Consider the following 14,052-nt stretch of genomic DNA (forward strand, 5'->3'; position numbering starts at 1 on the left):
ACACATTTATCTTGCATCTGAAAGAATGTGAATTTCGCTTCAACCACCGCTACGAAAACGTGTATAAAGTCTTACTCAAAGAACTTCGCCAACGGCCCCTCTAAGCTCGATGTGCTTCCTAAGCCCCTTATTCAATTATTAATGGCTACCAAAAATTTATTATAAGTAATATTGGATCTACTTACTCAGAATATTACAATGATAATATATATATATATATATATATTTTCTATAAATGCACTCGACTATACTGCTTACACATGGACGCCAACTCTTTGTGATTTTTCAATTAAAAATGGCATGACAAAAACCAGGCTTGATTCATACGGTTTGGGCACAACAGAAAGTGGAAACAAATACAAAAAATCAGTCAAACTAAATCTTATTAAATAAATTTCTTAGATCACAAATGAAGTAGTATTTTATTTTCAATACTTAGAGCGTGTTTGGGAATTGTCGTACTGAGCTTGCCGAAGCATCTCTCCCGCTTCGTCAGCGGCTTTTCGACGAAGCGGGAGAGATGCTTCGGCAAGCTCAGCATGACGCTGATGGGGTTTTCGCTAATTCCCAAACACGTCCTTAATATTTCGATTGATTATAAGTTAATTTATTTTTTTACCATATTATTCCCAAATTTTTAAGCAATTATTTAGCTGATAGGATCTAAAAAAATACAGTTAAGGAAAATATACCTACTAGAATAATGATTCGATAATTTTTGAAAAAACACCAAGAGTTAGCGTTGTAACAAACCTATCCATCTATAAATAGACCGGTTCTGTTCATTCGGCAGCGCCTCATGGCTTGTCTTGTGTTCCGCCGCCTTCGCACGGTTTTTTTGCAGGCTGACTTCCTCCCAGCCACTTCTACTCAAACTTCCGCTTTAGGATCTCGCTCAATACAAACGCGTCTCGCAGCTCCGCCGGGCTGCGGAGCCGGGCATTCAGGGAAGAACGGCGGGAAGAGTCAGCGGCGGGTGTGGGCGGCTTCGGCGGGCTGCTTTTCTTATCGTGCTGCATACCCGTACCGCGTCGCGCTACCGGAGCCGTCCTTTCCAGCGACACGTTCGTTACGCGCCGCTCCTGCGACACGGCGCGCGCGGCCGGCTGCTCCAGGCTCCGGGCAGCCCGGGCTTCTTCGTGGGGCAGCTGCCGGCCACCGGGCGTAGTCGTGGGCGCGGCAGGGCCGTTGCCCCGGTTGTTCTGCCGCTGCATCTGCTTCAGCAGATCATCGAAGGAGGTGCTGGGCAGCGGAACCTGCGTGACGGGCCGCTCCTGCAGCTCCTGCTGGGTCGTTTCGCGCATCTTCCCGATCATGCGCCACACAAAAAAGGCGAGCCCCAGCAGAATCAGCCCCAGAGTTTGTAGTTTTTCCACGGTGTAACAGCTACAGTCTTACGCAGAAAAGGTACGCCTTTTCCGGACGTACCTCTTCTGTCTTTTACACTGGTGTTGCGCCGCCGGCTACCGCACGCCCTTTTCCGGGAAACGTCCTTGCTTGGTGCGGTAAAAGGCCTTGATTTCTTCCAGGTCCTTCTCGTAGTTGCCGGTAGGCCAGAAGGCCGGGCCCACACCCGCTTCTTTGTTTTTGTAGTCTAAGTAGCCCAGCAGAATCGGTACGTTAGCCCCCATAGCGGCAAAGTAGAAACCCTTTTTCCAGCGGGGCTGGTAGCTGCGCGTCCCTTCCGGAGTAATCAGGATAACCAGCTCTTTCCGTTCATTGAACAGATTTACCATGCCATCCACGAGGCTATTATTTTTCTGCCGATCAACGGGCAGCGCACCCAGAGAAAGCATTAATTTACCCAACACCGGAATATCCACCCACGATTTTTTCACTGTAAAGCGCACGTCCACATCCATCAGGTAAAAAGCAGCCCGCGAAAACATGAAGTCCCAGTTGCTGGTATGTGGGGCCGCAATCATCATGCTTTTCGGAATCCCGGGCGGCACTACCGGCCCTAGCCGCCAGCCTGTTATCCAAAACCAGAAACGAGAAAACTGATACCAGAACGGAGAGGTCTTTCGTGCTTTTTCCATGAAAATGTAAGCGACTACTGCCGAAATGATAGTAGTCAGAGGGTAAAACTAAAGAATTTTCAATCCTGCTTCGCCGTTTACCCCTCCTGCAGAAGCCTGTTTAAGGTCTCAGCCTGAAGCAGAGTGTACTTATAGCCGATATCGAATATTTCGCGGGCGTGGCGCAAATCGGTAACCCGATAGTGGTGCAATTCCGGTGGTTCCAGCACCAAGCGGCACTGTGCCAGCCGAGGTCGCACGTTCATGGAAATAGCCAGATACGCCGTCCGCTCCCCTATGGCACGCAGCGTGGTCAGCGGCGTTTCGGTACTCAGCGGATTGCAATGCACGCCTACCGGTACCAGGCCGGGCTGGTTCAGCAACGGCTCGACGGGTAGATTGTTCATTACGCCGCCATCCACTAGCAGCTGTCCCTGCCACTCCACGGGCCGGCATACCACCGGCACCGCCGATGCTCCCAACAAAGGTTTTACCAGTGGGCCTTCCTGAAAATAGATAGGTTGGCCCGCCGCTAGGTCGGTGGCTACCAGCGTGAGGGGCGTGGTGAGTTCGGCAAAGGTGCGGTCCGGCCCCAAGTAGTGCTCGTAGAGCTTCTCCAGTAGATCGAGCCGGACCAGCCCGAGCCGGAAAGCCGGCCGCAATAGCCGCACGAAACGGATATCGGTTACCAGCTGAAAAATCTCGCGGGGCGGGAAACCAGCCGCGTAAAAAGTACCCGCTATGGCCCCCGAACTCACGCCCGCAATGTGCCCGATGGGCAAGCACAGCTCATCCAGGGCCTGCAGCACGCCCAAGTGAGCAATACCGCGCGCCGCGCCACCTGACAGGGCTAGTCCGAGCTTCCGCACTGCTGCCACACTATAAGTTAGAGGTCTTCGAGGCGGAAGGTGTCGGCCGCGCGTACGCCTTTTTCGGTGTGCTGCACCGTGCAGCAGGGCACGGTGGGGTCGTGTTCGAGGAACAGCACCCAGTTTTCGTCGGCGGCCCGGCGCAGCACGGCTTCTTTCTCAGCCATCGTCACCAGTGGGCGCATGTCGTACCCCATCACATAAGGCAGCGGAATGTGGCCCACTGAGGGCAGCAAATCAGCCATAAATGCCAGCTTGCGGCCTTTGTATTGCAGCACGGGCACCATCATTTTCTCGGTATGACCGTCGGCGAAGATGATTTCGCGAAACTGCGGCAGGACCGTGGCCGCTTCGGCTGCAGTGACAAACCGCAAGTGGCCGCTTTCCTGAATGGGCAGAATATTTTCTTTCAGAAAGCTGGCCTTTTCGCGGGCATTGGGCTGCACGGCCCACTCCCAGTGTGCCTCATTGCTCCAGTACGTAGCATTCGGGAAAGCCAACGCTAGCTTATCGGCGGCGGTGCGTACTACGGAGCCGCCGCAATGGTCGAAGTGCAGATGCGTCAGAAATACGTCGGTGATATCGGCCGAGGTAAAACCCAGCCGGCGCAACGACTGCTCCAGGCTGTCGTTGCCGTGCAGGTAGAAATGGCCCCGAAACTTCTCGTCCTGCTTTTCCCCGATACCGTTATCGATAAGCATCAGCCGCTTGCCGTCTTCTACAAGTAGGCAGCGCATGGCCCAGGTACACATGTTGTTGGCATCGGACGGGTTCAGTCGCTGCCACATCGACTTAGGCACCACGCCAAACATAGCGCCGCCATCAAGTTTAAACAGGCCGGTATCAATCGTGTGAAGGGTCATTTTCGGAATTTTAAGCTGTAAGGGCTAATACTGAACGTCGACAACCAGTAGCAACGCTTCTCCCCCTCCACTCATGTACCGCTTGCTACCAGGCAAGGCTTATTCTACCACCACGCCCATGGCCGAGAACTTGTCGATCCGCTGGCTGATGCGCTCCTCGGCGGATACCGCCTCCAGCTCATCGAGCGTCTTAATCAACGTCTTCTTGAGCATCTCAATCATCTTGGCCGGAGCAGTATGGGCTCCGCCCAGCGGCTCTTTCACAATGCCATCTACGAGCTTGGCCGTGAGCATATCGGTGGCGGTGAGCTTCAGTGCTTCGGCAGCCTGCTCCTTGTAGTCCCAGGAGCGCCACAGAATACTGGAGCACGATTCGGGCGAAATCACCGAGTACCAGGTGTTTTCCAACATCAGCACCCGGTCGCCAATCCCAATGCCTAGAGCCCCGCCGGAAGCGCCTTCGCCGATGACGACGCAGATAACGGGCACCTTCAGCATGAACATCTCCTTCAGGTTGCGGGCAATGGCTTCGCCCTGCCCCCGCTCCTCGGCTTCCTGACCCGGAAAAGCGCCCATCGTATCGATGAGCGTCACGATGGGCTTATTGAACTTCTCGGCCAGCTTCATCAGGCGCAGGGCCTTGCGGTAGCCTTCCGGGTTAGCCATGCCGAAGTTGCGGTATTGGCGCTCCTTGGTGTTGCGGCCCTTTTGCTGCCCAATAAACATGACCGAGCGGCCGGCCAGGTCGGCAAAGCCGCCCACCATGGCCTTATCGTCGCCCACGGTCCGGTCGCCGTGCAGCTCCACAAACTTGGTGGCCATGCCCTCAATATAGTCGAAGGTATAGGGCCGGTCGGGGTGGCGCGAGAGCTGCACGCGCTGCCAGCGCGTCAGGTTGGTGTAGGTTTCCTTTTTGAGCGCTTTAATTTTGGCCTCCAAGGCGGTTACGGCCTCCGATACATCGACTTGGCTGTCGAGAGCCAGTTGTTGCATTTCGCGGAGTTTGCCTTCGAGGGCAGCAATCGGTTGTTCGAAATCGAGGAGCATTGCCGGGGTGAATGCGTCAGAGTGACAGAAATGGGAATACGGCAGGACGAGGAAGAAGTCCCAGCGAAAGCAAAGGTAATCGAAACACCTCCATCCGTGCCGCCACCGGTCCGGAATGATTTTTTGAAAAAACAATGTCTCTGAAAAACAGCCAGAAAGCTCGTAACAGGGCGTTTATTTCACTAAAAAGCAGGGTCAGTGTTGTGCAATCTGGCGCGTCCTTCTACCTTTGCACCACTTCAACGGAAAACGCCCGGTTTTCTTGAGTTGTTGGTTCGGTAGTTCAGTTGGTTAGAATGCCGCCCTGTCACGGCGGAGGTCGCGGGTTCGAGTCCCGTCCGGACCGCATAAGGCCCCTCAGAGTCATCTGGGGGGCCTTTGCTTTTTCCAGGCTAGTCGTACCATCCATAGAAGAAGCTCCGGGCAATTAAAACTAACTATGCCACGTTGCATCTGCAGCAAGGTTAGCTCGTCGAAGCCAAGACGCCGCTCCGGCAAACTGCCGACACTGCCGATATTTTTTATCAGCCAGTCACGATACGGTTGGCGACTTGGCAGTGGCACAGGGCAACCCAGCACAAAAGCAAGGGTTAACACCACGCTCCCACTATCGGCAGGCGGTTGCCGTTTATACGCATAAACTGGGGTTCGCCCACTAGAAAACGCAGCAGACCTAGCGCAACTTGTCTGCGGGCCAACGAGCTGCCGTCTGAATAAGTATGCTTTGGGATAGTAGCGTCTAGGCTTTGATTATCAACTGAATGCGGCCTGCGCGACCATCTCACTTTGAGAAAACGTCATTTTTTATTCTTTAAAGCGGTTTTTATGATTGCAAATCCCAAACGTACTCTTACCTTTGCACCACTTCAACGGAAAACGCCCGGTTTTCTTGAGTTGTTGGTTCGGTAGTTCAGTTGGTTAGAATGCCGCCCTGTCACGGCGGAGGTCGCGGGTTCGAGTCCCGTCCGGACCGCATAAGGCCCCTCAGAGTCATCTGGGGGGCCTTTGCTTTTTTCTGCCCCGCCCCCACGCTGGCCATTTCGAGGCCCTATGTAGCGGGAGGCACCTTATTCTGCGTAAGCCTTACGCAGCAGCGCCCCAACTTTGGTAAGCCGGGGCGCTGTTCGTAAGCGGGTGCAATAGCCGTTTTTAGCGTATTATCAGCTTCGTGGTGGCTCCATCCTGGGCGCGCACCACGTACAGCCCTGGCGCGAGGCCCGCTGTTTCGATCTGGGCCGTTTGGCGTAGCTCCCGCACCGGACGGACCACCACATCCGCCACGGTGCCCGATATAGGCCGACTCAGGTGTACCCGCCCTCCCGAGGTAGGGTTAGGATACGCATACAAGGGAACCGCCGCCGTTTGTGGCGCGGCAGTAGCCGTGACCGTACCCCGCACCTGGATGCCGTATACGGCCACCGTGCTGCTTACTTCGTTGGCCAGAATAATGAGGGGCTGCCGGGTCGGGCTGTTGACCGCCGACACGAATACGATGCCTTCGGGACCTTGGTCGCCGGTGCCGCTGGTGATGCTGCGGTTGTTTACGTATTGCACCAGGCGCGGCTGGGCGGGGTTATTCACATCAAAAACGGCCAGGCCACCGATGCGCTCCAGCGCCACGAAGGCGTAGACGGTGTCACGAATGATGCCCGTCGTAATGCCCTCGGGCTCGGGACCCTTGTCGTCGGAGCGGTTCTTCCGGGCGGGGTTGCCAGTAGTGTTGCTGGCGTTGAAGATGGCTCCAAACGTGGCATCGGTGCTCGTTACGCGCTCTAATAAATCACCGCTGTCGTGCACGAGGGCTCCGGTGGTGGCATTGAGAATGCTAAACGAGCGGCCACCGAAGGCATAGATCTGGTCGAAGTCGCCGTCGCCATCGGTGTCACCGAGCTTGTTAGTCACGTTCAGCCGGCCTAACACCTGCCTGTTTTTAAGCAGGGCAGCCTGGGGAAAAGCCGTGGCATCCAGCGGGTAGGCCGCGTCGCCGAGGCGCACGGCCTCCGTCAGGGCGCTATACTCGCGGGCGTCGCCTTCGTTGGCCGTCAGCAGGTAGCGCTGCCCACCTACGTCGAAGGTCGCCGGTGCGTCGGGCAGGCGCAGGCCCCGAATGGGCCAGTTGGCCAGCAGCACATCCGGCGTTTGGTCGGAGGCGTCGAGGGCGGTGCCCGGCTGGCGGTGGTCCTGGAACCCAACGGAGCGCAGGCTGGTGAATTGCTTGGTCGTCAGGTCGAGTGTGGCAATGGCATTGTTTTCCTGAAGCGTAATGTAGGCCGTGCGGGAGTCAGCGGCAACGGCTACGTATTCGGGCTCCAGATCTTGGGCTACGGTGCTGGGCGTGGTGGCGGTACCGCCATAAATCCGGATGCCATCGGCCCGCAGCTGCGGGGCCAGGCCGTTGTAGACAGTGAAGCCCACGGTAGTGACGCTGGCCTGCGTGAGGCCCGCCACGCCGCCCGCAAAGTCAATTATCGATACCGTGCCTTCGGGGTCGAGGGCATAATCCGTCGTCGGCTCGCCCTCGTTGGCCGCGATAAGCAGGCGGCCATCGGGAGAAAACGTAATCATATCGGGCAGCGCCCCCACGGTTACCTGCTTCAGGAAAGCGCCATTCTGGTCGAAGAACACCACGCTGCCATTCTGCTGCGGAGCCGTATTTTCAATTGCGCAGGCCACTATGCCATTGCGCACCGCCACCGAGTTGATATTGCCATAGGGCAGAATATTGATGGATGCTACCGGCGTAAGCGTCCCGTTGCCCGTCAAGCTCAGAATGTCGAGCTTTCCTCCTATCGAGTTGGCCACGTAAAGCCGCTGCGTAGTGGGGTCATGAGCGGTTATCTCCGCTGAGTTGGTCCCCGCCGCCCCGTTCTGGTAGCTACCCAGCCGGCTCAGCGTGATGGAGCGCGACTGCACTGGCACGGCCACATCGTTATCCTTGAGGTAGACCAGATACTCGGTGGCTCCCGCCGCCAACGTGCCATTGGTAGGATTTTGCAGACGCAGCGTGAAATATTCCGCGCCTTCCGGCAAGGCATCATCGGTGAGGGTAAGGACCAGGTTCTGATCGGTAGTAGAGCCAGCCGGGAAGGTGAGGGTCTGTGGACTGCTGAAGGTAAAGTCGGAGCCCGCCGTGGCCGTCCCCAGACCTGCTACCAGGGCTACGTCCACGGTGCTGGCCGCCGGGCCCGAGTTCTGGATGCTCACCGGAATCGTGGCGGTACCCGCGTTTTCGTTGACTACAGCGGTGCTGGCACTCAGGCGGATGGTTGGCACAATGGGCGTAGCGGAGCGGCTTAGTTCCACCTCATCCTAGGCGGCCCAGTCGTCGTTGCCGTTTTGCTTGGCGGCCAGCCGCAGCCGCACATGGGTGCTGCCGGCCGGAATTGCAACGGTTACCGTCTGGTAGGCCCTGGTGTCTTTCCCGAGCTGGACGTAGGTTTTGGTGGCGGGCCAGTCGGTGCCGTTGTCGTACTGAACTACGTACGCCAGAGAATCGGGACCGTCGAAGGCATTGGAGAAATATTTTAAGCTAACCGTATTGGCCGCCGTGCTGCCGCTTTGCAGCGCTATGGGGGCAAAATCAAGGAAATGCCAGACGGCCGCATCGTTCGTGACGGAGTTTTGCAAGTCCTGCATTCCCCATAACGCAGCACCAGCGGCCGGAGTGGCCTGCGTGCTGGTCGTGCCGCTAGTGGCACCCACACTGGGCACGGCCGCCCAGATGTCGAAGAGAGCGGGGAAGCTGTAGGTGGCCGGCGTCGGCGTAAAAGCCCAGGTTTCGGCGCTGGTACTTTCGAAGCCCTGCCGCAGGTTCTGGCTCTGAGCGGCTCCCACCGTCAGGCTCAGTAAGGCCAGAGTGCCGGCCGTTAACGCGTATAGTTGTTGATGCATCCAGACAGGTAGTTAGTGTGTGTACCCAAGCTACCGGTGGTCTGTTATGACATATTTATGAATTAGTTACCGAATCATCACTCCAATCGAGAGGGAATTTTTACCCAAATGAACATACACCCTATCAAAAGTTGATTTTGCCCATAGTCTGGTGGTAGTATAGATCTGGTTGGCTCTGCTCGCCACCCAGAAATTCCTGGTACCACAAGCCGGAGTCTTTCACCGTGCGCGTCTGAGTAGCAAAGTCCACCCCGACCAGACCGAAGCGGGGCTCGTAGCCCTCAGCCCACTCGAAGTTATCGGTGAACGACCACGCGAAGTAGCCATCAACCGGTATTCCCTCCCGCTTGGCCCGCAGTACCTGTCCCACGCAAGCCTGCAGAAACGCTTGTCGGCGCGGGTCAGCAATGCGCCCCTGCACCGGGCCTGCGTCCGGAAAGGCTGCGCCGTTTTCCGTTACCAGCAGCCGGGGAGCATTGGAGTAAGCCGCAAATTGTTTTAACATATGGTATAAACTCTCCGGATACACATCCCATCCCATTTGGGTATACTCCATCCCTCGGCGCTTAGCCCCTACCAGCGTAGCCCAGGCCAGGGGCACGTAGGGCGAATAGCGCACCACCTCGCGGGTATAGTTTTGCACACCCAGAAAGTCAAACGCGAAGGGAAGCCGGGCCTCGTCGCCGGCCAGCATGTAGCGGTCCAGCCAGTTGAGCACGGGCAGGTCGGCGGCGGGATAGCCCAGGCCCAGAGCCGGTTCCACAAACAGGCGGTTCAGCAGGGCATCGGCGCGGCGCGTGGCCCGGATGTCGCGCAGGCGGTCGGGCCGCCAGGGCGTTAGATAGGAGCACGAAAAGGTGGTCCCAATCTGAGCCGGGGCCGGCAGTGCTGCCCGCAATGCCCGCCCGCCTTCAGCCTGCGCCAGGGCAGCATGATGCACTGCGGCCAGGAATCCGCCCAGGCTGCGGCAGCCCGGCGCGTGCAGGCCCAGCAGCTGTCCGGCCCCCACGAACACCATGGGTTCGTTGAGCACCATCCAGTGCGCTACCCGGTCGCCGAGGCGGGCGGCCACGCGCTGCGCGTAGTCGCAGAACCAGCCCACCACGTCGCGGTTGGCCCAGCCGCCCCGGCGCTGCAGGGCGGCCGGCAAATCCCAGTGGTAGAGCGTAACCCAGGGCGTGATACCCCGCGTCAGGCAGCCATCCACGAGCCGGTCATAAAAATCGAGGCCGGCGGAATTTATGGCGCCTGTCCCCAGCGGCTGCACCCGCGACCAGGCTACTGAAAAGCGGAAATCCGGTATACCCAAATGGTGCAGCAAATCCAGATCCTGGGGCCAGCGGTGGTAAAAGTCGCAGGCTACGTCAGCGGTTTCGCGCCGCCGGATTTTGCCAGGCCGGCGCACGAACTCGTCCCAGATACTAGGCCCCTTGCCATCCAGGTTCCAGGCGCCTTCCGTTTGGTAGGCCGCCGCCGACACTCCCCACCGAAAACCGGGGCCGAAATCGGCCCGAGAAAACGGAGTGGGAGTAGTAGACGGAAAAAAAGCAGCGGGCAGAGCAGTGGGCGAATCGGGCATGCGGAGAAAAGGTATTAGGAAGGGTAACCGCCGCGCAGCCGCTAGCGAACGAGGCGCGGCAACTGTTCGAGCAGCAGCTTATCTACTACGGCGGCCGTTTCATCGGGGTACTGTACGGGCACGGCCCTGCCCTTCCGCAGCCAGTCATCCAGCGCGTCGAGGTGCTTATCCTTGAGGCTTTTTACCACTGGTACCCCAAGCTGAGCCAGAGCCGCCGCGTTACAGGTTTGCTCGTACTGGTTTTTCATGGGTATCACCAGCAGCTTTTTACCCAGATATAATGCTTCGGCCGGGGTTTCGAACCCGGCTCCGCACAGCACGCCAGCACTCCGGGCCAGGCTATCGGTAAAGGCGGCCCCACTCACGGGCCGGACCAGCACGTTGCCGTGTTCCGATTCCTGAACGCTGTGCTTGGAAAACACTTCCCAGCGCGTAGCCGCACTCAGGTAGCGCAGCCGCTTCACCAGCGTTTCCTCATCGAAAGCCGGCAGATAGACGGTATAATGGCCCTCATTGCGGGAAGCCAGCTCCCGCACCTGCCGCCGAATAACGGGCGTGTGAATGCCGGGCTCGTAGCGGTCGAAATGGAAGCCGTACTGGGCCGTGGTGGGCGCGTAATGTCGCAGCACGGCCCGCCCGATCAGGTCTTCCCGGGCGGGGCGCGGGGCCTGCTCGCTCAGCACGGCACTCTGGTGGCTCAGGGCCACGCAGGGCACTTTGCGCAGCTGACAAGCCCAGGCCGATACGGGCTCAAAGTCACTGATAACCAAATCGTAGGCTTCGACCGGCAGCTGCCGGACTTCGCGCATAAAAGCGGCTGAGTTAAGCTGCCAGAAGGTTTTGACGAAGTTGACGCCGCCTTTTTTACCGAAAATAAACCCCAGGCCGTGGCAACGGTACCGCACCGCGAAGGGTAGCGTGAGGTCGGCGGGCGGGCCACTGATGAGCACATCCAGGCGGCTGGCGCGCTGCTGCAATAAGGGTATGATGTCGAGGGCGCGGCTCAGGTGGCCATTGCCGGTACCCTGAATGGCGTAAAGAATGCGGGGCATTTATGGTAGTAGAAACTAAGATTCAGGACTATTGAGCGGTGGCTTGACTTCAGACTACCATCAACGCCGGGCCGGGTCAGAGGTTGGATTTCATTCGTCTTTCTTGTGGAGCTGAAACTCCGCCAGCAGCTCGCTCAGCAGCGCTGCCACGGGCGCGTCGGCGGCTTGGTCGGCGGCATCGGCTTCGGGCGCGGGCTGCTGCATGGCCACGTCCTGGGCATAGCGGTAGAGTTGCCAGCCCGTAGCGGCCGAATATTCCAGCGCCGTCAGGTTTTCGACCCAGTCGCCGGAGTTCAGATAGAGCACTTCGCCGTGCGGCGTAGTCACGGTTTTTATCTCCGGCTGGTGAATATGTCCGCAGGCCACGTAGCGGTAGCCCGCCTCCACGGCAATACCGGCGGCAGTCTGCTCGAAGTCACTGACCAGATTCACGGCTCCTTTCACCCGGTCCTTCACCGCTTTGGACAAGGCCACCCGGGGTCGGTTGAGCTTATGAAGCAGGAAATTCACGACCCGGTTCAGCAAAATGAGAAGGTCGTAGCCCTGCGCCCCGAGCTTGGCCAGCCAGCGCGAGTGCTGCATGGTCACATCGAATACGTCGCCGTGGAAAAACCAGGCCTTGCCGTCAGCCAGCTCCAGTACCAGCTTATTATCGATGCGCAGGCTGCCCAGGCGGGTACCGGCAAATTTGCGCAGCAGCTCGTCGTGGTTGCCGGTCAGGTAATGAATGCGGGTGCCCTTGGCGGCCAACCCCGCCAGGTGGCGCACGACGCGCATGTGGGCTGCAGGCCAGTAGTTTTTACTGAATTGCCAGATATCGACGATGTCGCCGTTGAGCACTACAGTCTTGGGTTTAATGCTTTTCAGGTAGCGCAGCAGCTCGGCCGCGTGGCACCCGTAGGTGCCCAGGTGCACGTCGGAGATGACGACAACCTCTACCGTGCGCCGCCGGGGGAGCTTGGGCTTAGGCACTGCGCGGCAGGCTTAGGCGGTGCGCGGCGGCCGGGGGCTCTGCCTCCCTGATTTTGCGGCGGAAAGGCGACCACAGCCCCGTAAGGGAATGCAGCAGGAAGGCCAGCACCAGCGCCAGCTGAAACAACGTGTAAGCCAGCCAGCGCACCAAACGGCGCCCAGCCGCGACAGCAAGGGGAGCGTGCATAGAATCAGGACGTTTGACCCGGCACAAAGGTCGCCTCCGGCTGTGACGCAGGCATTACCCGTGCGTTACGGCTGCGTCATGTTTCAATTGGCCCCCTTATTCCGGGCCTGCACCGTTCCGGCACGGGGTTTGAGCGAAGGCCCCGCCACCGCTCCCCGCCACTTCCCTATCTTTGCTGAACGGTGGCCCGCCCACGACACGACACTTTTTAGTTGCTTGATGAAACATATTTTCCTCCTCCTTTCTCTTTTTACTTCCCTGGCCGCTTCGGCCCAAATGGTCACGCCGGAGCGCAAGCGCTACATGCGGCCCAAGAAGGACGAAGAATGCGCCCTGGTATTCAACGTGACTAAAAACACCGACGAGGACTCCCAGAAAGATGCGTCGATGACGCGCGTGGTTTACCGCCCGTATGCCGAGCTGCTGACGGCGCTCGACGCCATGCGGGAAATGAACCGCTGGGCCGACAGCACCTACCAGAGCCGCTTCAAAAACCTGGCTCCCGCCGGCGAGCTGCAGGTAACGATGTACCGCCGCGGCGCCCAAAACGCCGATCCTTCGGCCCTATCCTTATCGGCGAAGACCAAAGAAGGCAAGGAAGTATTTGCCCAGACCCTCACGGCCGGCTCGGGCCGCTTCTGGAACCAGGATCAGTACAAGAGCGAGCGGACGATACCATTCGTGAAAATGGAAATGCCCCAGCCGCTGACCCTGATTATCACCGATGCCAAGCTCAAACAGGATTTCGAGTACATCATCAACGTTCAGTAGCGAGCTCTTTGCCGACGCACTAAACGCTAGCACCAGCCAGCCAAGGGTAGCATTACGCTCCACCTGGCTGGCTGGCAGCAGGCTTTTACAACCTGTACAAACCTGTTGTAAGAAGGCTGCCCAGGCTCAGTGCAGCTGCGCCCATTGCACCGCCACTAAGGTTTTGGCATCCTGCCAAGGCTCCTCCACAAGGTCTTCGTAGCTCAGCAGCACGACTTCGATGTTCTCGTTTTCGTCGATGGCCCCACCGCCGGGGCTGCTCTGGTGGCTTACCTCCGCATAGTACAGCCAAATCTGCTCGGCGCTGCCACCGGGTGAGGAATAGAAGTTGGTGATGGCCGTAAGCTTGTCGACTTCGTAGCCCAGTTCCTCCCTGATTTCGCGACGCATGGCATCGGCCGGACTCTCGCCCTCTTTGTCGAGCATTCCGGCCGGGATTTCCAGCAGCTCGGTTTCGGAGCCGATCCGGAACTGGCGCACGAACACGTAACGCTGCTTCTGGGTGTCAAATACCAGTGCCGCCACAGCTTGACCCGGCTCAAACCGCTCCCGCCGGAGCTGCTGACCGCCGTGCTGCACCAGCAGCTGACTAAGTTTGTAGTGGCCGTCGTGGAGGATTTTGCGGTCGGTGATGTTCATGAGGCGTCGAGGTTGGTGGCTTTTTCGCAAAATAGCGCGTACAACGGCTGCTTTACTTCCTGGTTTATACGCGGCCAACTGGTTTCGGCCCCACCGGAGCCTTTTTTCTTCTACTTTTGTCTCTTTCCTAAGTTTTTACGCCTACCACGCAGCCTGCCTTTTAA

General features: G+C 58.2%; 13 protein-coding genes, 2 tRNA genes and 1 pseudogene. 4 read left to right on the top strand and 12 right to left on the bottom strand.

The annotated features are described in order from the left end of the window. Positions 1-104: pseudogene (locus tag E5J99_RS09600) on the top strand (IS1595-like element ISPlba4 family transposase); the annotation flags it as partial. 762 nt (positions 105-866) lie between these two features. Here the strand turns inward: E5J99_RS09600 and E5J99_RS09605 are convergent. The 5 genes from E5J99_RS09605 to E5J99_RS09625 all read right to left on the bottom strand — a co-directional run bounded on the left by E5J99_RS09605 (position 867) and on the right by E5J99_RS09625 (position 4,797). Further along, positions 867-1,376, bottom strand: coding sequence for a hypothetical protein (locus E5J99_RS09605; RefSeq protein WP_135497513.1), 510 nt, complete (start codon positions 1,374-1,376; stop codon positions 867-869). A gap of 87 nt (positions 1,377-1,463) precedes the next feature. Then, positions 1,464-1,928, bottom strand: a complete 465-nt coding sequence (locus tag E5J99_RS09610; RefSeq protein WP_317128826.1) for a 1-acyl-sn-glycerol-3-phosphate acyltransferase — start codon at positions 1,926-1,928, stop codon at positions 1,464-1,466. Positions 1,929-2,116: 188 nt separating this feature from the next. After that, positions 2,117-2,887, bottom strand: a complete 771-nt coding sequence (locus E5J99_RS09615) for a patatin-like phospholipase family protein (RefSeq protein WP_135497600.1) — start codon at positions 2,885-2,887, stop codon at positions 2,117-2,119. Positions 2,888-2,904: 17 nt separating this feature from the next. Further along, the gene (locus tag E5J99_RS09620; RefSeq protein WP_135497515.1) at positions 2,905-3,750 is read right to left on the bottom strand and encodes an MBL fold metallo-hydrolase; all 846 of its coding nucleotides are present in this window, start codon (positions 3,748-3,750) and stop codon (positions 2,905-2,907) included. Between the two features lie 99 nt (positions 3,751-3,849). Continuing rightward, entirely contained in the window at positions 3,850-4,797 is a 948-nt protein-coding gene (locus E5J99_RS09625; protein WP_135497516.1) for an acetyl-CoA carboxylase carboxyltransferase subunit alpha, read from the bottom strand. Positions 4,798-5,069: 272 nt separating this feature from the next. On the opposite strand from E5J99_RS09625, the gene E5J99_RS09630 reads away from it, so the two are divergent. Both E5J99_RS09630 and E5J99_RS09635 read left to right on the top strand, forming a co-directional pair. Continuing rightward, positions 5,070-5,143: transfer RNA gene (locus E5J99_RS09630), tRNA-Asp, on the top strand. 553 nt (positions 5,144-5,696) lie between these two features. After that, a tRNA-Asp gene (locus tag E5J99_RS09635) sits at positions 5,697-5,770 on the top strand. A 176-nt stretch (positions 5,771-5,946) separates the two neighbouring features. Here the strand turns inward: E5J99_RS09635 and E5J99_RS09640 are convergent. The 6 genes from E5J99_RS09640 to E5J99_RS09665 all read right to left on the bottom strand — a co-directional run bounded on the left by E5J99_RS09640 (position 5,947) and on the right by E5J99_RS09665 (position 12,478). Then, positions 5,947-8,100, bottom strand: coding sequence for a choice-of-anchor I family protein (locus tag E5J99_RS09640; RefSeq protein WP_135497517.1), 2,154 nt, complete (start codon positions 8,098-8,100; stop codon positions 5,947-5,949). Between the two features lie 6 nt (positions 8,101-8,106). Next, positions 8,107-8,688: a hypothetical protein gene (locus E5J99_RS09645; RefSeq protein WP_135497518.1), complete on the bottom strand. Its 582-nt coding sequence runs from the start codon at positions 8,686-8,688 to the stop codon at positions 8,107-8,109. A 124-nt stretch (positions 8,689-8,812) separates the two neighbouring features. Then, a complete protein-coding gene (locus E5J99_RS09650; RefSeq protein ID WP_135497519.1) occupies positions 8,813-10,267 on the bottom strand; it encodes a GH1 family beta-glucosidase in 1,455 nt (484 codons plus the stop codon). A gap of 41 nt (positions 10,268-10,308) precedes the next feature. Then, complete coding sequence (locus E5J99_RS09655) at positions 10,309-11,319, bottom strand: glycosyltransferase family protein (RefSeq protein WP_135497520.1); 1,011 nt, start codon at positions 11,317-11,319, stop codon at positions 10,309-10,311. Between the two features lie 90 nt (positions 11,320-11,409). Further along, entirely contained in the window at positions 11,410-12,291 is an 882-nt protein-coding gene (locus E5J99_RS09660; RefSeq protein ID WP_135497521.1) for a UDP-2,3-diacylglucosamine diphosphatase, read from the bottom strand. Next, positions 12,284-12,478, bottom strand: a complete 195-nt coding sequence (locus E5J99_RS09665) for a hypothetical protein (protein ID WP_135497522.1) — start codon at positions 12,476-12,478, stop codon at positions 12,284-12,286. Before E5J99_RS09665 ends, E5J99_RS09660 begins: the two co-directional genes overlap by 8 nt. Positions 12,479-12,697: 219 nt before the next feature. Between E5J99_RS09665 and E5J99_RS09670 the strand changes: the two genes are divergently transcribed. After that, positions 12,698-13,249 (top strand): hypothetical protein, encoded by a 552-nt coding sequence (locus E5J99_RS09670; RefSeq protein ID WP_135497523.1) that lies wholly within the window; start codon positions 12,698-12,700, stop codon positions 13,247-13,249. A gap of 126 nt (positions 13,250-13,375) precedes the next feature. On the opposite strand, the gene E5J99_RS09675 is transcribed toward E5J99_RS09670, so the two are convergent. Beyond that, positions 13,376-13,888, bottom strand: coding sequence for an NUDIX domain-containing protein (locus tag E5J99_RS09675; RefSeq protein WP_135497524.1), 513 nt, complete (start codon positions 13,886-13,888; stop codon positions 13,376-13,378). Positions 13,889-14,052: the final 164 nt, after the last annotated feature.

It is taken from the genome of Hymenobacter elongatus (genome assembly GCF_004745955.1).
Lineage (GTDB): Bacteria > Bacteroidota > Bacteroidia > Cytophagales > Hymenobacteraceae > Hymenobacter > Hymenobacter elongatus.